General features: G+C 55.7%; 18 protein-coding genes. 13 read left to right on the top strand and 5 right to left on the bottom strand.

The genetic code is table 11. The features are described from left to right. Positions 1-830: 830 nt before the first annotated feature. The 7 genes from BW974_RS15555 to BW974_RS15525 are packed head-to-tail and all read left to right on the top strand — an operon-like array spanning position 831 to position 6,327. Entirely contained in the window at positions 831-1,454 is a 624-nt protein-coding gene (locus tag BW974_RS15555; protein ID WP_076431171.1) for an HAD family hydrolase, read from the top strand. Further along, positions 1,451-2,353 (top strand): adenosylcobinamide-phosphate synthase CbiB, encoded by a 903-nt coding sequence (gene cbiB, locus BW974_RS15550; protein WP_076431170.1) that lies wholly within the window; start codon positions 1,451-1,453, stop codon positions 2,351-2,353. Before BW974_RS15555 ends, cbiB begins: the two co-directional genes overlap by 4 nt. After that, on the top strand, positions 2,344-3,084 hold the full coding sequence (cobS, locus tag BW974_RS15545) for an adenosylcobinamide-GDP ribazoletransferase (protein WP_076431169.1): 741 nt from the start codon (positions 2,344-2,346) through the stop codon (positions 3,082-3,084). The genes cbiB and cobS overlap by 10 nt, the downstream gene beginning before the upstream one ends. Further along, on the top strand, positions 3,084-3,629 hold the full coding sequence (locus BW974_RS15540; RefSeq protein WP_076431168.1) for an NTP transferase domain-containing protein: 546 nt from the start codon (positions 3,084-3,086) through the stop codon (positions 3,627-3,629). The genes cobS and BW974_RS15540 overlap by 1 nt, the downstream gene beginning before the upstream one ends. After that, positions 3,626-4,627: a nicotinate mononucleotide-dependent phosphoribosyltransferase CobT gene (cobT, locus tag BW974_RS15535; RefSeq protein ID WP_076431167.1), complete on the top strand. Its 1,002-nt coding sequence runs from the start codon at positions 3,626-3,628 to the stop codon at positions 4,625-4,627. The genes BW974_RS15540 and cobT overlap by 4 nt, the downstream gene beginning before the upstream one ends. Next, complete coding sequence (gene cobD / locus BW974_RS15530) at positions 4,617-5,627, top strand: threonine-phosphate decarboxylase CobD (protein WP_076431322.1); 1,011 nt, start codon at positions 4,617-4,619, stop codon at positions 5,625-5,627. Before cobT ends, cobD begins: the two co-directional genes overlap by 11 nt. Continuing rightward, positions 5,620-6,327, top strand: coding sequence for an adenosylcobinamide amidohydrolase (locus BW974_RS15525; protein ID WP_076431166.1), 708 nt, complete (start codon positions 5,620-5,622; stop codon positions 6,325-6,327). Before cobD ends, BW974_RS15525 begins: the two co-directional genes overlap by 8 nt. A gap of 27 nt (positions 6,328-6,354) precedes the next feature. On the opposite strand, the gene BW974_RS15520 is transcribed toward BW974_RS15525, so the two are convergent. Then, a complete protein-coding gene (locus BW974_RS15520; RefSeq protein ID WP_084186319.1) occupies positions 6,355-7,443 on the bottom strand; it encodes a PGF-CTERM-anchored ABC transporter substrate-binding protein in 1,089 nt (362 codons plus the stop codon). 169 nt (positions 7,444-7,612) lie between these two features. On the opposite strand from BW974_RS15520, the gene BW974_RS15515 reads away from it, so the two are divergent. The 4 genes from BW974_RS15515 to BW974_RS15500 all read left to right on the top strand — a co-directional run bounded on the left by BW974_RS15515 (position 7,613) and on the right by BW974_RS15500 (position 12,554). Beyond that, entirely contained in the window at positions 7,613-8,911 is a 1,299-nt protein-coding gene (locus tag BW974_RS15515; protein ID WP_076431165.1) for a cobyrinic acid a,c-diamide synthase, read from the top strand. Positions 8,912-8,913: 2 nt separating this feature from the next. Continuing rightward, a complete protein-coding gene (locus tag BW974_RS15510; protein WP_076431164.1) occupies positions 8,914-9,621 on the top strand; it encodes a cob(I)yrinic acid a,c-diamide adenosyltransferase in 708 nt (235 codons plus the stop codon). Continuing rightward, positions 9,621-11,117 carry a cobyric acid synthase gene (locus tag BW974_RS15505; protein WP_076431163.1) on the top strand — a complete coding sequence of 499 codons (1,497 nt, stop codon included), beginning with the start codon at positions 9,621-9,623 and terminating at the stop codon, positions 11,115-11,117. Before BW974_RS15510 ends, BW974_RS15505 begins: the two co-directional genes overlap by 1 nt. 246 nt (positions 11,118-11,363) lie before the next feature. Continuing rightward, the gene (locus BW974_RS15500; RefSeq protein ID WP_281247705.1) at positions 11,364-12,554 is read left to right on the top strand and encodes an MFS transporter; all 1,191 of its coding nucleotides are present in this window, start codon (positions 11,364-11,366) and stop codon (positions 12,552-12,554) included. Positions 12,555-12,668: 114 nt separating this feature from the next. Here BW974_RS15500 and BW974_RS15495 read toward each other — a convergent pair whose 3' ends face one another. Then, positions 12,669-13,253, bottom strand: a complete 585-nt coding sequence (locus BW974_RS15495) for a dihydrofolate reductase family protein (RefSeq protein ID WP_245800133.1) — start codon at positions 13,251-13,253, stop codon at positions 12,669-12,671. Between the two features lie 483 nt (positions 13,254-13,736). Here BW974_RS15495 and uvsE point away from each other — a divergent pair, with 483 nt between their 5' ends. Further along, entirely contained in the window at positions 13,737-14,645 is a 909-nt protein-coding gene (gene uvsE / locus BW974_RS15490; protein WP_076431161.1) for a UV DNA damage repair endonuclease UvsE, read from the top strand. Between the two features lie 394 nt (positions 14,646-15,039). Then, on the top strand, positions 15,040-15,330 hold the full coding sequence (locus tag BW974_RS15485) for an amphi-Trp domain-containing protein (RefSeq protein WP_076431160.1): 291 nt from the start codon (positions 15,040-15,042) through the stop codon (positions 15,328-15,330). A 482-nt stretch (positions 15,331-15,812) separates the two neighbouring features. Here the strand turns inward: BW974_RS15485 and BW974_RS15480 are convergent, their stop codons facing one another. Genes BW974_RS15480 through BW974_RS15470 form a run of 3 tightly spaced genes read right to left on the bottom strand, consistent with a single transcriptional unit; the run spans position 15,813 to position 18,654 of the window. Beyond that, positions 15,813-16,646 (bottom strand): ABC transporter permease, encoded by an 834-nt coding sequence (locus BW974_RS15480; RefSeq protein WP_076431159.1) that lies wholly within the window; start codon positions 16,644-16,646, stop codon positions 15,813-15,815. Beyond that, positions 16,643-17,563, bottom strand: coding sequence for an ABC transporter permease (locus BW974_RS15475; protein WP_076431158.1), 921 nt, complete (start codon positions 17,561-17,563; stop codon positions 16,643-16,645). The genes BW974_RS15480 and BW974_RS15475 overlap by 4 nt, the downstream gene beginning before the upstream one ends. Continuing rightward, entirely contained in the window at positions 17,563-18,654 is a 1,092-nt protein-coding gene (locus BW974_RS15470; protein WP_076431157.1) for an ABC transporter ATP-binding protein, read from the bottom strand. The genes BW974_RS15475 and BW974_RS15470 overlap by 1 nt, the downstream gene beginning before the upstream one ends. Positions 18,655-18,658 lie beyond the last annotated feature (4 nt).

Below are 18,658 nucleotides of genomic sequence, written 5' to 3'. Positions count from 1 at the left end.
GCGAAAGCCGTAACACATTCACTGTCGCTGTCGCACCGATACCCATGCATATATTGACGACAACGACATCGATTTGGTTATCGGAGGGACACGTGGGCGCACGGGGATCGAACGCAGTCTCAGTAGAAGCGTTTCGAGCGAGTCGTCAGGACAGCCGTGGTTCCGGCTCTGACTGTCGGTTCCGATTCGGAGAATTAACTACGCCTTACTCGATGAGCTACTGAACTAAAACAATCGCCCCACACAACAAAACTAGGTTTATTGAACTGAAGTAGCTAATAACGGTTATGTAACCGATACTGACGCGGCCGTTTTCTCACGGCGTTCAATAACTTCTCGAACGACGTCTGTGTCGCCGTTGGATGTTCCAAAAATAATAGCATCCGCGTACGGTTCGACCTGCCGTGTCACGTCGACGAGCCGATTCACTTCGGCTTTAGATCCTGACAACTGGATTATGATCGGGACGTTCACACTCTCGAGCTCAGTCGCGAACCCCGAGCTAATGATTCAACCCAGTAGGTCGTTTCGTAACTGATACTGCAGAGCGGCACGAGGAATCCATCGACATACGGGGCGAGCTTTCGTGGTTCAAGTCCGGTACGTTCCCGAAGGTGTCCGGGATACGGATCCGGATACAACGTCACGACCAATCACCCCTTACTCGCTTCGATGCGTCGCTAATAAAATCCGTGATTATCTCGGCTCGCCACGCAGTACGGTCATCGTGGCGACTCTCTGCAAATCGGCGCCGGGGACAACCGATCGAGGCGCCTTTAGACACGGGAGTTCCTCCGCATTCAAATAGATGGTCTACATATCGTGCAGTTGTGGCAGTTTCGTTCGACCTCTTCGGGACGCTCGTCGAAGTCGCACCGCCAGATGACCCTGCACGGGCTGTTGCGACTGCACTCTCCGAGCGAGATGTTTCCGTCCCGTCTAACTGGAAGCATGTCTATACAACACCTCATCTCGATGTCCCCCCGGGTGCAGAACTCTCGCTCGTCGACCACGTGAAAGCGGGACTGGAGAGTCGTGACAGAGACGTCTCACGTTCGGTCGTTCGAGCAGCACTCCTTGATGCGTTCAAAGCACCGATTTGCACACGAGAAGGGGCACAAGCCGCTGTTACCGTCGCAAAAAAATGTGAACCAATCGGAATTCTCTCGAACTGTAGCGTCCCGGGACTCGTCCAACATACCCTCTCTCAGTCCAATCTTAACCCGGACGTTTTCGATTCGGTCGTCAGTAGCGTCGAGTGTGGATGGCGGAAACCGGATGCACGTGCGTTTCGCGAAATCTCTGTTCGTCTCGGGGTTCCACTTTCCGACCTCACTCACATCGGTGACGATCCAGAAACGGATGGAGGAGCAACCGACGCGGGAGCCACCGCGATTCTACTCGACGACGTCACGCTGAGCGACATTTCGGTGGAAATGGAGTGCCCCGAATGACTCTCTATGGCGTCCTCGCGGTCGCGATTGCGTTCTTGTTAGATTGGTTTTTCATGGAACCACCGACGCGGGCTCATCCCGTGGTCTGGTTCGGGAAAGTTATTGCTGTGACTGACCGCGAGTGGTCGGCCCCTCGACAGATCGGCCTCCTAATCGCATTGGGGCTGCCCGCAATAGCTGCCATCGGCGTCGGTGTCCTCGTTCAGATAGCCATCGTAGTGCATCCCCTCGTTGCGGCCGTTCTCGCTGGCATCGTACTGTTCACGACGACGAGCATGCGGATGCTTCTCGAAACCGCGACCGACGTGTCGGAATTGACCGAGACGAATATCGAGACTGCTCGGAAGGAGGTCCGAGCGCTTGCAGGGCGCGACGCATCGTCACTCTCACCGGGAGAAGTTCGAAGCGCAGTTGCTGAAAGCCTCTCTGAGAATTTGGCCGATGGCCTCGTGGCGTCTCTGTTCGCCTTCGCCATCTGTGCACCCATTTCACTTCCACTGGCCGCTGCTGCGGCGACGTGGGTAAAGGCAGTCAACACGCTCGACTCCATGTTGGGCTACCGTTCGAAACCTGTCGGTTGGGCGAGCGCGCGACTCGACGATGCGGTGATGTGGATTCCAGCACGACTCAGCGCCGTATTCATCGCGGTGGCCAGTCTCGGAACTGGTTTTCTTTCGGATGCTCGTTCGTGGGCCCACGAACCCCCGTCGCCGAACTCCGGGTGGCCGATGGCGACCCTTGCCGCGGCACTCGACACCCGTTTCGAAAAGCCGGGCGTTTATACGCTCAATCCCCGCGCACAACTTCCGACCGCTGCTGATGTGAGACAGGGAGTGAGTGTCGTTCGGCGGGCGAGCCTTCTCACGTACGTCATCGCGGGGGTGTTCGCGTGGTTCTGACGGCGGTTCGTGGTGCGCTCGGATTTTTGAGTCGGCTTCCAGTAGGACACGACGAAAGTGCGTGGGAAGCGTTTCGACGCAGTTCGGTCGCATTTCCCTTAGCGGGATACGTTATCGGTGTGTTTCTCGCCATTCCACTCTTGTTTCCCCTTCCTACGCCTGTCGATGCCACATTGTTCCTCGCGACTGTGTATGGGGTCACAGGCATCAATCACGTCGACGGGCTGGCCGACCTCGGCGATGCGGCCGCGGTACACGGGGCGGAAAAACGTCGCACCGTAATGAAAGATACGGACGTTGGCGTCGGTGCCCTTCTCGCCGTTGCCCTTCTCGTTGTTGGACTTGCGCTTGCCGCGGTCGGGTTGGTCGCGCTTCCGCTCGAAGCCATTGTCGCCATCGTAGTCACCGCAGAGGTGAGCTCGAAACTCGGAATGGCGGGATTGGCAGCGTTCGGGTCGTCTGCACACGAGGGACTGGGTTCACAACTCATCGACCAGACTCCACGAGGATTCGTCCTCGCGGTCGTCGTCTCGGTTCCAACACTAGCTCTTTCGTGGTCTCCACTGGTAGGTATCGCAATGATAGGTACCAGTTTGCTCACCACTGCCGTCGTCGGTCAGTGGGCACGGTCGTGGCTCGGCGGCGTCAGCGGCGACGTGTTCGGGGCTACTAACGAACTCTCCCGATTGGTTGCGCTTCACGTGGGGGTGGTCATGTGGACGCTCTTTTGATGTGTGGGGGCAAAGGAACACGGCTCGACGCATCCATCGAGAAGCCGATGTTCGAAATCGACGGCACCCCAATGGTAGACCGTATCTACACCGCCCTCGCCGAGAGCCGAATCGATGCTGTTCATGCAGTCGTCTCTCCGCACACTCCGGAAACGCAGCGTTATCTCGACTCTCGCTCGCTATCCATTATCGCCGCGCCCGGAGACGGGTACGTCGAAGATCTCTCGTACGCACTCGAACGCGTCGAATTACCGATTCTCACCGTTGTGTCTGACCTCCCACTCCTCGCCGGAGAGTGTCTCGACCGTGTCCTTTCCGTACACGACCGCGGTTCGCTCACGGTCTGTGCACCCGTCGCCCTCAAGCAGCAGTTGGGAGTAGGAACCGACACGACGTTCGAACACGATGGACGGGAACTTGCTCCGACCGGACTCAACATCGTGGGCGACGGCGATGTTGAAACCACGTATATTACTTACGATGCACGTCTCGCTGTCAACGTGAACCGACAGACCGACGCGGCCGTGGCGGAGGCATTCATATGAGATTCGTTCTCGCCGCGGGAACGACGCGTACTGCCCAAATCGACGGGATAAGTGCCGCTGGTGCAGCTCCGGACTTAATGGCACATACGCCGAGTGCGGACGTCGAAATCGTCGAATACGGACGGCCGGTTCGGGCACCGATCGTACCGGTCAGTCCGAGCGGCTGTCCGACACCTGCCGTCATAACGCGAGCCGTTCGGGAGCAACTCGATTTCGAGCTGACGGTCATCGATGCCGGATTGATACGCCCGACGAGTACGCCGACGGTTTCGGTCGGTGCACGAGGAGGCGAAGACGTTCGAGAGACCGAGCCGGTTCCACGTGCACGAGAGATCTATGAGGAAGCACGACGATTTGGCGCGGCACTCCCTGACGATTCAGTCATGATCGGCGAGACGATTCCCGGTGGAACAACGACTGCCTTGGGGGTTCTCACGGCATTGGACGAGGATATCACCGTTTCGTCATCGCTTCCGGACAACCCACTTCGCCTCAAACGAAACGTCGTCTCGGAGGCACTAGCCGCAAGCGACCTCAGTCGGGGAGACGCAGCCGGTGACCCTGTCTTCGCGGTGAACAGCATGGGTGACCCTGTCCTCGCCACAGTGGCGGGATTCACTGTCGGTGCCCTCGAATCTGGAACTGATGTAACCCTCGCTGGTGGAACGCAAATGCTTGCGGCAGCGGCGCTCGTTCGCCATGCCGGAATCGATGACCCGCTTGGATTGGCGACAACATCGTTCGTCGCCAACGACGAGACGGTCACACTCACCCGAGCGTGTGACAGGCTTGATCTCGACCTCGAAGTCACTGATCCGGAATTCAACGAGAACGACCACGTTTCGATGCAGCGGTACGTGGAAGGGGAAGGCAAAGAAGGCGTTGGAATGGGTGGTGCGCTCGCGCTCGCTGACCGGGCGGCTGTCGATATGGATTCGCTCCGAGACAACGTTGTCGAAGTGTACGACCGGCTCCACGGTGATGCAGATGGACCGTGACACCATCAACACCGTCGAACGCGTTCCCCACGGGAGTTCTGACGACCCGGATGTGCTCGATTTCAGTGCCAATATCAACCCGCGAATTCCCCCCGGTGTGGAAGCCGTGTATCGTGACGCACTGAAACTCTCCGGAACGTATCCATCGGACGACTACCCCGAGTATCGGGCGGCGGCAGCCGACTACGTTGGCTGTACACCCGAGGAGGTAGTTCCGACACCCGGTGGTCTCGCTGCGATTCGCCTGACCATCGAAACGTCGGTTTCGGCGGACGATTCGGTACTCGTTCCGTTCCCCAGTTTCGGCGAGTATCATCGCGAAGTACGCCTCCAAGGTGCAACTCCCGAGTTCGTTTCCCACGACAGCATTCTCGAAACGGATCCGACCGACTACGCTCTTGTCATTATCTGCAATCCGAACAACCCGACCGGAGATGTCTACGACGCCGACGAACTCCGGCGCTACGCGGATCGATGTCGGGATGTTGGAACGCTACTGCTCATCGACGAAGCGTTTCTTGGCTTTACCGAACAGGAGTCGATGGCGGGTCGCTCGGGTGTCGTCGTTGCTCGCTCATTGACGAAGTTGTTCGGTTTGCCGGGGTTGCGTGCCGGATTCGCGGTTGCGACAGGTTCCGTCAAAAATCGACTCGAGATTGCCCGTCGTCCGTGGACGGTCGGCACTCCTGCTACTGCCGTTGGGACGTACAGTATGGGGCGCACCGAGTTTATCACCGAAACCCGTGAGCGCATTCAACACGAACGCAGCAGAATGCGCGAAATGCTCGCCGGTTCGTTCGATGTCTATCCCTCAGACGCCCCGTTCCTGTTGCTGGACGTAGGTGGGCGCGACCCCAATGAAATCGTTCGGGCTGCCCGCAAGCAAGGTGTCGCCGTCCGCGATGCAACAACGTTCCGTGGCCTCGACTCACACATTCGAGTGGCGGTGCGCTTGCCGGACGAAAACGACCGACTGGTGGACGTACTCGACGATGTTTGAGACGACTGTTCGGAATGCCGTGCTTCGACTCGCTCGCCCCGAAACCAGATGGCTCAGTAGCGGATGGAGCGGTGGTTTCACTGATGCGAACGCCGCCTACAACATCTCTGTTCCGGAGGGGTTCGAGCGAACGGATTTGGATGCCTACATCGACGAACGCCGGACAGAGGCGCGGTTCGACCGTTCCGGCCCGACACTCCTCACTGGCGTCGACCTTCGACACGCTCGGGGGGCACGATGTGGCTCGGTCGAAGCTGTCGTCACTGCCGGTATCTCGAATCCTGCGGCGCTTCCTATCGACTCGAATATCGGAACAGAGTCCCTCGCTGATGCAGTGGACGAGGGCCCGAATGTTGGCACCGTGAACATTATTCTGGGAACGTCCCACGCCCTCGACGACGGGAGTCTCGCGACGCTGCTGTCGGTTGCGGTCGAAGCGAAAACTGCGACCTTGCTCGCCGAGACGGGGTTTCCCGGCACGACGACGGACGCGGTTATCGCTGCGTGTGACCCGTCTGGAGAGGAGGAGACCTTTGCTGGAAGCGGGACATCGATCGGGGCAGCAGCGAGAGCGTGCGTCCGCGATGCCGTCCAAGCAAGCCTGCGCTCGCGCTACGCGACACGAACGATTCCGTCGTCAGTCGAGGAAGCCGAATATGGCGTCACGACGACGGTTCAATCTGAAACGTTTCGTCCCTGAAAATCGACTATCGGTACTGGATTTCTCTCATTGCCACCGTCGGACGAAGAGCAGTGTTCCGAGCATCGCGACGACAACGCTGGTCACACCGAATCCCGGTTGTCCGTTCGATTCGGTCGTCATCGTTTCTTCGCTTTCGGCAGGGGCGCTCGCCGTCTTCGTGGTGGTTTCCGACGTAGCAGTCGTAGTGTCTGTGATGGACGAGTTCGCCGCCGCGTATGCATCCGGATAGAACCGTTTCGTGAGGTTCGTGACCGCATACACCATCCGCGGTGCGGGTTGGTTCATGTACTCGATGGGAATCTCAATGGTTCGGTTCTCCTGTACAGCGGAGAGGTTCCGGTATCCAGCTTCGTCCGGAACGGATGGGTCTTGGTTGTTGAGGATAATCCAATCGGGATCCTGCTTTACGACGACTTCCTTGCTGATCTGTTGGTAATCGGAGATTCCTACCTCGGCCGCGACGTTGTTTCCACCTGCGGTTTGGATGATCTGGTTGATGAACGTCCCTTCACCGGACGTATATCCGTAGAAAAGGTAGAGTGCGTCCGGACGTTGCTCTCCGTTGACCGCCTGCTGGACCGTTCCGATGCGGTCTTTCATCCACGAGACGGTTTTCCCCGCTCCGCTACACTCACCGACGAGGGTGCCAGTGACGGTAGTGTCCCGGTACACGTCCTCAAGAGAGGCTGCATGCCGATAGTAGTAGACCGTCAATCCAGCATCGCGGAGCTTTTTGACCGTCTCCTTCGAGACGGAGTTCGGAGCGAGAACGAGATCTGGTTCGAGCGAAACTACCTTTTCGATGTTGGCGAACGACTCCCCTGTACCGGAGACGTTCGTCTTTTCATTCGCACCATCTAGGTAGCTTGCGTACTGGGTCACACCGACTACCTTGTCTTTTGCACCGATCTCCCACATGATCTGTGCAGCGCTCGGCGAGAGCGTGACGACGCGTTGTGGTTCTTCATCGAGCGTTACGCTGGTCCCGGTCGCATCCACTTTTGAAACTGGAAACGAACAGTTCGATTGTTGGGTTGCTGATGCGGTCGCTGTCGGTGGAACAGCGAACGTTGCTACAAGCAATAGACTGACGAGGAGTATCCTCTGTCGCATGTGACTACCCTTTGGACGTATACAATAAATATTTACCTAACACAAACTCACTTTCATATGTTGGGCACGTCGCTAGTCAGTTTGCGGACGCTCAATCGATTCGAACGACAGGTAAAAATTCGTTGTTCGCATCCACAACGGCAGCTCCCCACATCACTCTCCCCGAAAAATGAACGGATTCGTCATCGCTGGAACGGCGTCAGGTGTCGGCAAAACCGTCGCAACACTCGCGGTAACTCGCGCTCTCGAAGCGATGGGTCAGACAGTCCAACCCGCAAAAGCAGGCCCGGATTTTATCGATCCGAGTCATCACGCCGCTATTGCGGGGCGACCCTCTCGCACGCTCGACACGTGGCTTGAGGGTGAAGACGGAATGCGACGAAATTACGACCGTGGAACCGGCGACGTTTGTGTCGTCGAAGGCGTGATGGGACTCTACGATGGAAACCAATCGAGCACTGCACGGGTTGCGGATGTCCTTGACCTTCCGGTCGTGCTTGTAGTCGATGCCAGCGCCGGAATGGAGAGCGTCGCCGCGACTGCGCTCGGATTCAGAGAGTATGCTGAACGAGCGGGTCAGGATATCGACGTCGTCGGTATCATCGCCCAACACGCCCACGGCGGGCGTCACGAGCGAGGAATCCGCGATGCGCTCCCGGACAAGTTAGAGTATTTCGGTCGAATCCCACCGATATCCGGTCTCGAAATTCCCGACCGCCACCTTGGACTACAGATGGGTGACGAACGCCCAGTGGATACAGACGCGCTCGATGAGGCCGCTGTACACGTTCGTGCGAATCGGCTGTTGGATATCGCTCGTGAGCCTCCCAGCCTACCGGCGCAGGAACCGAATCCCGCTCGAAATCGCCGTGTTGCAGTTGCTCAAGATACAGCATTTCGCTTCGTCTATCCTGCCGTCATCGAACGACTTCGAGCCCGAACCGAGGTTGTGACGTTTGCGCCAACGATGGGTGATGACCTTCCCGACTGCGATGGCGTCTATCTCCCCGGCGGCTATCCGGAACTGCATGCAGAACAACTCGCCAACAGCCCGTCGCTTTCGACGCTTTCAGCCCGGGCGAGCGGTGGACTGCCGATTCTCGGTGAGTGTGGCGGTCTAATGGTATTGGCTGAATCACTCACCACGACGAACGAGCGAACGTATTCGATGGCGGGAGTACTTCCTGCCGACGTTCGAATGCACGAACGATACCAAGCACTCGATCACGTCGAACTTCGTGCCCGCGCGAAGCCGTTCGGTATCGATAGCGCGACGACGATTCGAGGACACGAATTTCATTATTCGAGCGCGAACGTCGCGTCCGATGCCACCTTCGCCTTCGACGTGAGACGAGGGACCGGCATCAACGGGGAGCATGACGGATTGACGGAGTTCGAAACGGTCGGCACGTACTGTCACGCTCACGCCGCGAGTGGCGTGTTCGACGCCTTTATCGATTCATTGTAACCATGTCAGAAAACGATTCCAATTCCACCGAGACGAACCGCACCGAACAGCTGAAACAAACGCCCGGCAAGGGGCGGACACCGACGTCCCGACCAATCGAACCCGATGCTCCCGACGAGTTTGGCCTCGTTCAACTCTGGTGGGGCGATGGGAAGGGAAAGACCACCGCTTCGTTAGGGATGGGCTTTCGCGCCGCAGGACACGGGTATCGCGTTCATATGCTCCAGTTCATGAAAGGTGGCGCATCGAGCGTCGAAGATGTCCGTGGAGAGTACAACGCCATCGAGCACTGTCCCGGATTTACCTACGAAAACACGGGGAACTACGGCTGGCATGGATTCTTTGACGGATCGAACGACGACGAACACGTCGCCAAAGCGAAGGCTGGGTTTGCCAGGGCTGAAGAACTCGTCTACGCCGCAGGTGAAGCGTCGCTCGATGAACCGCTTCCATCCGACGGGTCGCCCGATGATGGAGTGCACATGCTGATTCTGGACGAAATTCTCTATGCGGTGAACCGTGAGCTGATCGATCCAGAATCGCTCGTCAATCTCGTCGAATCCAAGTCCGATAATCTGGAGTTGGTTCTTACAGGCGGACACCGGAAGCCGGAGTACCTCTACGACCACGCGAACCTCGTCACCAACGTCCGAAAGGAAAAACATCCCATCGACGATGGGCAGCGCGCCCGCAAAGGGACCGAATACTGATGACGGAGACGGTGCTCGTCGCGGGAACCGAAAGCCACGTCGGAAAGAGCACCGTGGCTGCGGGACTGTGTCGACTTCTCGCCCGACGTGGCGTGTCAGTCGCGCCGTTCAAAGCACAAAACATGAGCAACAACGCTCGGGTGGCCGTTGTTCCCGACGGTGAGTGGGGCGAAATCGGCGTTTCGCAGTACGTACAGGCACGAGCGGCGCGAATCCCGGCGACGACGGATATGAACCCCGTTCTGCTTAAACCACGTGGAGATGGCGAAAGCCAACTCATACTCCACGGGAGAGCCGTCGAGAACGTTGCTGCCGGAGCGTACTACGAGTCACAGTGGGAGCAGGCCAGACGCGCTGCTATCGAATCCTACGAACGACTAGCGGCACACCACGATGTCATCGTTGCCGAAGGTGCCGGTAGCATCGCTGAAATCAATCTTCAACATCGAGATCTCGCGAACGTGGAGACTGCACGGTTTGCGGACGCGTCGATTCTCTTACTCGTAAACATCGAACGAGGGGGTGCGTTCGCCGGTCTGTACGGAACGCTGGAACTCATGCCAGATGATGTCCGTGACCGTGTTCGGGGAGCGATCATCACGAAATTCCGCGGCGACAAGACGCTGTTAGACCCCGGTATCGAAGCGATCGAAAATCGAACGGGCGTCCCGATTCTGGGTGTACTGCCATACGACGACCCTGGTCTCCCAGAGGAAGACAGCGTTTCACTGCCACAGCAAGGGGAACTGGCGGTTTTCGGTAATGACGACGGCGTTTCGGACTCGCGGGGCATTACAATCGGTGTTCCACGCTTACCGCGCATCTCGAATTTCACCGATCTCGAACCGCTAACGAACGAACCCGGTGTCCGTGTTGCGTACCTTCCACTTCAATCTGGTCTCGGCCGTGTTGATGCGGTTGTGCTTCCAGGATCGAAAAACACGGTCGATGACCTGCTCGCTCTGCGGAACGCGGGGTTCGATGAACAGCTAGCAGCCTTCTCCGGTCCTATCGTTGGACTCTGTGGTGGTTATCAGATGCTCGGTGAACGAATTACAAACGCGGCACTCGAAAGTACTGCTGACCACGATATTGTACGTGGTTTCGGTTTGCTTCCTGTCGAAACGCGCTTTACGACTGAAAAACACGTTGAGCGAGTCACTCGAACCCTCGACCCTGTCGGGTTGCTGTCCGAAGCGGATGGGACGGTTCGCGGATACGAAATTCACATGGGCAAAACTATTGCAACGCAACCGGTGGGGAGACCGATTGGTGAGGGAAGCGCTGCGCTGAATTCTGTCCTCGGTACGTACCTCCACGGCCTCTTTGAAAACAAGAACGCTCGAACCGCATTCGTGAAGGCGGTGTTCCAATCTGCGGGGAAACCGTACCTCGATGAGAGGGATTCGTTTCAGTCTCCCTACGATGCTGCTGCTGATCTTCTCGAGATGAACGCTCCTCATCTGTTTCGGAAATTTGCCGATATCGATCGGTGATTTCGTTTTCCGTGTTCGGTTAGTCGACTTGACAATCGCTGGTGAGGGTAATCGATTACACCGTTGTAATAGAGGAAGTCGAGTGCGCGACTCCCTCCGTTTCGCAGAAATAGACGCACTCTACCGTAACTATTTGTCCTCTACGTGCTGACTTTCTGTGCGCTTTTCGTGGACGTCGACCGGTTCGTGTTCCGAACGCTGTTGGTTCCGGAACGGTTGAGTCGTCCGCCTTGGTAGAACTAGAGAGTGAGGAAACGCCTATTCGGAACGTTATGTGGATTGGTCTTCCTGATGAACTTCGGACGAACCGTCTTTGCACCGCTGCTCGAACCACTGACGGTCGCCTTTGGGACTGATCAGGCAACCATCGGTATATTAGTATCACTAGTATGGCTTGGCACTGCTATTCCGCGGATTCCGATGGGATATATACTGACTCACATCCCACGGTATCAAGCAGTCCTCGCGACGGGTGTCATACTGGCTGGTTCATCCGCAGTCATCGCGTTCGCCCAGTCATTAGTTGTACTGCAACTCGGAACATTTCTACTCGGCGTTGCCAGTGGGGCCTACTTCGTCGCTGCTGTTCCTCTCATCGCAGAATTGTATCCAAATGCAGTCGGACGCACGGTTGGCATTCACGGCACAGCGGCACAACTGGCTGCTGTTCTTGCACCAACCATTGTGGTCGGTATTCTACTGATTAGCTCGTGGCGCATGGTGTTCGTCGTTTTGGCAGTGTCTGCCGTCATATTCAGTATCGTTTTAGCAACTGTCGTTCGTGGATCTCGAATTGCTGATGAGGCTGTCCCCGACCACGCGTTTCTTTCCGCCGTGCGGGCTCACTGGCGGCTCATTGCAACCGGTCTGTTGATGGTCGGTGCTGCTGGGTTCCTCTGGCAAGGGCTATTCAATTTCTACGTCGTATATCTGAACACAGTAAAAGGAGTGTCGACAACAACGGCAAACCTTCTTCTCACCGTCGTTTTCGCAGCTGGATTACCCGCGTTTTGGTTTGGAGGACGGCTTGCCGATCGTCTACCAATTGTCCCGTATATTTTGGCAATATTAACTGGATTCGTGATCTCGGTGGGGGCACTCACCTATGCAGGCAGGTTAGTTGCTCTAATTATCATTTCTGTTTCTATTGGCTACTCCATTCACAGCCTCTTTCCTGCGCTGGATACGTACTTTCTCAATTCACTTCCAGACGAGAGTCGTGGTGTCGCATACGCGGCATTTACCGGGCTGTCATTGCTGGTCGAGGCGAATGGCACTGCCGCTGTCGGTTTGCTCACCGAAGCGGGATACCAGTTCAACGTCGTCTTCCTCGCGCTTGCGTCGCTCGTTGGCTGTGTTGTGCTCGTCCTCGCAGGGCTCTATCTGACAGATCGACTTCCGGGTGCACACAGAGAGTCTCGCTGGTCAATTGAGTGAACAGATCTCCATGGTTTGAAGCCGTTTGGACAGAGCAAAGAGTAATAAATCATCGGAAACCAAATGGTTGATTCCTTTCTTCACTTATTAGCAAGAGGAGAAGCGTTCCATCGATTACCCCATCTTGGACTGCTGTACATCATAGGTTAGAACCGCAAACACATCGCCCTGCTGTTGCACATTAGTCAATTTCAGGGGCGGGGTGGTAATCTCACGCGGCAAAAGTGGCGCGCCTGAAGCAAGCGTGACGGGAGCAACGCTGAGAATTATCTCGTCGAGGAGATCGTGATCATGGAATTGTCCGACAAGGTCACCTCCACCGACCAGCCAGATGTTCTTCCCATCTGCGGCTTTCACCATGTCCGCATGGACGGGCGCAACATCTCCCTGCACGAAGTGAATGTCCGCACCATCAACCACCGGTAATTCTCGAGTGCTGAACACCCACGCTAGGATCTCATACGGCCACTCTTCCGGGTTCTCCAGTATATTCTCATGCTCGATGATCCACTCGTAGGTCGTTGAGCCCATGGCTAAGGCACCAACTTGGTCTATGAACCGCGAGTACTCTTCATTCACACCCTCAATCTCTTCGATTTCACCGAATTGGAAGAGCCAGTCAAGTGAGTTATCCTCATCGGCGAGATACCCGTCGATGCTCGTTGCTGTGTAGTATTGAGTCTTCATCTGTTCAATCACTGCTTAGGAAGTTGTCCGGCAGTATAAACGCTACACGCCACCAACCCGCCACGTGCCATTTTAAATCGCCATGAGCGTTATACTGTCGTAACACACCCCGAGCGACCAGTGTAACGAATCCGTCTTTTTACCACATGTGAGGTGAAAAGACGGATTCATCACACCCCACCGTAACCGAGTGATAGTTACGTACTAGAACGGACGCAAACTGCGTCCGTTCCTCATCTCCGCGAGCACTGTAGGGGTGGTGGTGTTACGCTCGTCTGTGGGAGGGCGTTACGACAGTGTAACGCCCTCCGTGTCGGTGGTGTCTTTTGATATTCCGACCGTAGTGCCTGCTGCGTCCGACAGGGCGGCACACTCCGAGGTAACTCATTTTGATCCGCAAGATTGGGAGTTGACCATAACTCCCTTTGCTGTCGAAGGATCTGACCGAAGACGCTAGTAGTGTGGATCACTTAGTACCGGTACTGAACCGTTCTAATGACACGATATGGCTATGCGGCGATGAATATCACACTTCGAGAAAAGGGCGTGCGAACGAACCGTGGAATGCGGAAAACGACCTTCCAAGAGCGTGGTCTCACATATGCTGGCGAACTCGCCGAGCAGAATTGCCGCGACCTCAAGCGTATCATCGAATGGAACCTCGATCACGATATTTACTATTATCGGATATCATCTGACCTTCTCCCGTGGTTCAGCCAGTACAATCTCGGGGAATTGCCGAACGCTTCGACAGTTCGTTCACTTCTTTCCGAGGTCGGTGACTATGCTCTCGAGCATGATCTCCGTCTCACGTTCCACCCAGACCACTTCGTGAAGTTAGCAAGTAACGACGACACCGTCGTCGAGCGGTCGATGATAGATTTAGAGAACCATAGAACTATACTCGATGCAATGGGGTTACCGCGGACGCCCTACTACGCGATCAACATCCATATCGGCGCTCACTATGGTGACAAAGAAGCGACCAGCGAGCGATTCTGTGAACACTTCGAACGGCTCTCACCCGCCGTTCGAAAACGACTGACTGTTGAAAACGACGATACCGAATCCCTCTGGAGTATTCCCGAGTTGGTTGACGACATCTATGACCGTATCGGGATTCCAATTACATACGACGCTCTCCATCATCAGTTCACGAGCCGTGGGTTGACGTTTCGTGAAGCGCTCACTCGCGCTACCGAAACATGGGAAACGACGCCAATCATCCACTATAGTGAATCTCGACGCCTTCATGAAGCCGATCCATCGATTCGACCACAGAACCACAGCGACTATGTTATCGGACCGATCCATACGTACGGAACGGGTGCCGACGTTATGATCGAAGCAAAGCAGAAAGAATTGGCAGTCCTCCGATACCAAAATACGACACAGACAACGTAGCTAAACTCTGTTTTACACGGTAACGCTCTATCCAGTGTTGGACAGCAGGAAAATAAAGAGTTGCGGCCGCGAACTGTGTCTTTTTGCGGGTTCCGTCCGTAGGTTAGCACGATGGACAATGGGTGTCTCGTCGCGGTGTGCGACCGTCTTGACGAGACATCCTCTACATCGAAAAGACCGACATCATAGCGGAGTGTTTCCGAGAACTCACCATCATCTGCCTCATCCACAACCTCGACCGGCCACTCTAATCGGTAGATGCAGGAGATAGACTTACCACTCGAAACTGTAAGGATCTTCCCGGTGGTGCATTGATAGAAGCGGCGACTACCCTCGATCAAACTGGTAGATATGAAGCCCGAGATATTTTATCGACAGCCGTCGTACGATCGGTATGGGAAACGACGAAAAATCCAAAACCGAAGCGGAATCAACAGACGATGAGACGGAGCGTGAAGGTGAGCGAGTGATGAGCCGGGCAGACGGAGCGGGGATACTCCGCGAAGTCGCCGATGGTGTGGAGAACGGGACAATCGACATCCAAGGAGATAACGGTTTTACGGTCCCGGTTCCGGAGCACTTCGAACTGGAAGTCGAGTACGAGGTTACCGACGACGAGGCTGAGTTCGAAGTCGAACTCGAATGGCGGATGGAAGACGGCGAACCGGTATCGGCAGACGAATAACACGATTGGCGGTCTCAGTAGCAGCCAATCGTCGGAAAATCGTATCCATTCATTCTACGATATGAGTAGTTGGCAGACCGGGTAAATATCCACCAGAGAGCACCAGAACCGGCCAATACAGAGTCTTCAGTCATCGTGATTTGTCATCGATTTCGCTTGTCGTCTCGGTCCCGGACTGCGAATTCCGTATGGTGCGGTTCGGTGGAACTCCTTGCACTCTGTTTCGACAACGACTTTTGTATCGGATTCGATACAGATGGCTATCGTACTGGACGTACTGTCTTGCGTCTCGTCGAAATTGCACGGGCTGTCTCATCGTTCGGACGAGACCACAGTGTCGCGAAAGTTCACAGTCGAATCGTGTAGTTCCCCTATTCTGCTGTGTCGCGTCGTCAGAGCATCTCGCTGTGGAAGGTTCGTCTGAAAACGGAGTGTCAGCGTTCGGTATCCACAGCAAAACTATTTTAAAAGCGATGCGACGGTCACCGCCGAGTAAGTAGTTCTACCCGTGTGAGTGAGACAGCGATGAGGACTAGTGAGACGGCGAGAAGGAGGAAGACGACGCTGATGACATTTACTTCAGGAGTCACGTTGTAGCGGATTTGATTCCAGATATAGATTGGGAGTGTCGTGGTAGCAGAATCCTTCACGAAGTAAGTGTAAACGAATTCGTTGAACGAGAGTGTAAACGCCAGCAAGCCACCCGCGATGATGCCTGGGAGGACGCTCGGGAGGGTTACCTGTCGAAACGTTTCGAGTTCGTTCGCTCCTAGATCCTTCGACGCTTCTTCGAGCTGTCGGTCGAAGGTCAGGAACGTCGGGAGGATGACGAGCGTTGCGAACGGGATTGTTCGGATAACGTGTGCAATGACGACTGCCCAGTATCCCTGTTGAAAGTTGACTGCACCGAAGAACAGCACCATCGCAATTCCTGTGACGACGAGTGGAACGACAATCGGAAGCGTCGCAAGTAACTGTAGCACGTCTTTTCCGGGGAAGACGAATCGGTCGACAGCATACGCGATCAGTGTGGCGAGAACGACGCTAATGAGCGATGCGACGACGCTTATTTTCAGTGTCGTCACGATGGCACTTATCGCCGCTTGGTTGTTCAAGAATGTAACATACCACTGGAGGGTGAGTTCCTTCGGCGGAAACGCCAGAACACCTCCTTTTGCGAAAGACATGAACACGAGAACGCCAATGGGAAGCCAGAGGAACAAAAAGACGAAAAACATCGCAAGGCGTCCGAGATGTGAGCCGTATCGGTGCACAATTCGTTCGACGGGCCGAAGAACGCGATTTAGCTGGTTCATTGGGTATCATCCTCCTGTGCGAGGAGGTTACCGCCAGCACGTGCACCGAGGACGAGTAGGGTAACGACTAGTACCGTGACGATCATTCCGATTGCTGCACCGAACGGCCAGTTGAATGCCGATTTGAACTGTTCTTCGATCACCATTCCTATCATCACGTTGCTGGTGCCGCCGAGCAATCGTGGGGTGATGAACGAGCCGAACGTTGGGATGAAAACGAGGAGAATTCCGGTAATAACCCCATTCGCAGTCGTCGGCAGGGTCACCGTGAAGAAGGCTTTAAGCGGTCCCGCCCCGAGGTCTTTCGCTGCATCGATGAGTGCAGGATCCATGTTCGTCAACGATGCGTAAAACGGTAACACGGCGAGGGGTAGCCAAACGTACGCGAATCCGATCAGCACTGCCTCCTGACTGTAAAGTAAGCCGACTGGTTTATCCACCACGTTCGTCAGCAGGAGAACGGAGTCAAGCACGCCACCATTTTGAAGGATGTTGATCCACGCGTACATTCGAATGATGTAACTCGTCCAGAACGGAAGAATCACGAGCAAGAGCAGGAGCGTCGTATGACGCGTGAAGCGGACGATACTATACGCGAGGGTGTATCCAATGACAGTCACAATCGCCGTTACTTCGACCGAAATAACCAGACTTCGCCACAAAACCGTCAGGTAGACGTCTGACGTCAGAAATTGAGTATAGTTCTGGAGGGTAAACGGACCGTCGATCTGGCCCTGTCGAAATGAAATGATGAGCATCGACAGAAGCGGCAGCGCGAAAAACAGAGCAAGGACGGTGAGCGGCGGAGCGATGATAAGCGCTTTGTGGAGGCGAGGGCGCTCTCGAAGATATCGTAGGACGCTCTGGAGAGAACTTTCTGTCTCGGATGATTCTTCCGTGCGGGTAGCATTCGCCATCACGCAACCTCCTGTGGTGATGGTTGTTCGGCCGGAAAGACGTGCATGTCATCGGCATTCCAACCGACGATAACGTCGTCATCGACCGCGAATGTTTGCCCACGGACGTTCGCGGTCAGCCGTCCCCAGGGGGTTTCTATCACGTAGACGATGTCGCTCCCTTGGTAACTCCGTTCTCGAACTGTCCCTTTCGTTTCGAGGAGGTGACCCTCGGTATCGCCATCCGACACCGTCACTTTGTGCGGCCGAACACAGATACGTACATTTTCACCGGAGGAAACGAACGACGCCCCGTTACGAGCGAACGAGATGGGCTCTGACTCGACTTCGACTGTGAGTTCGGTTTCCGTCGTCTCGGTTACGACGGCTGGTACTTGGTTGACATCGCCGATAAAATCCGCAACAAATGCCGATTCCGGCGTTTCGTACAGATCCTCGGCAGATCCGATCTGTTCGATTTCACCCTCGTTCAGCACAATGAGCCGATCCGAAACAGACAGGGCTACTTCCTGGTCGTGGGTCACGTAAAGGAACGTTGTTCCTGTCTCGGACTGGATCCGCTGTAGTTCCGTCTGCATGTGTTGACGGAGTTTCCGATCGAGCGATGAAAGGGGTTCATCGAACAGCACCAACTCCGGTTCGTTGACGAGTGCACGGGCGAGGGCGACGCGTTGTTGTTCGCCACCACTCAGTTCGTCGGGAGAGCGGGAACCGTATCCGTCCAAATGAACCATCTGGAGCATCTTTTGTATCCGCTCTACACGTTCGGATTTTTTTACCCCTGCCTGCTTGAGACCGTACCCGATGTTTTCTGCGACGGTCAGATGGGGGAAGAGAGCGAGATTCTGAAACACCATGTTGATGTCCCGTTCGAACGGTGGTACGCCGACGAGTTCGGTCGCACTGAGCCGAATTGAACCATCGGTCGGCGTTTCGAAGCCGGCAATCATTCGTAGTATTGTCGATTTCCCTGAACCACTCGGGCCGAGAATCGAGACGAACTCTCCATCCGAAACGTCGAACGAGACGTCCTGAACCGCGGTGACGTCACCGAATTCTTTGGTCAGATTTTCGACTGTGAGTAGTGACATTGTA

Origin of the sequence: Haladaptatus litoreus (assembly GCF_900156425.1) — an archaeon.
Taxonomy (GTDB): Archaea; Halobacteriota; Halobacteria; order Halobacteriales; family Haladaptataceae; genus Haladaptatus; species Haladaptatus litoreus.
The sequence above is the reverse complement of the archived record's forward strand: the minus strand, read 5'-3'. Positions and strand labels throughout refer to the sequence as shown.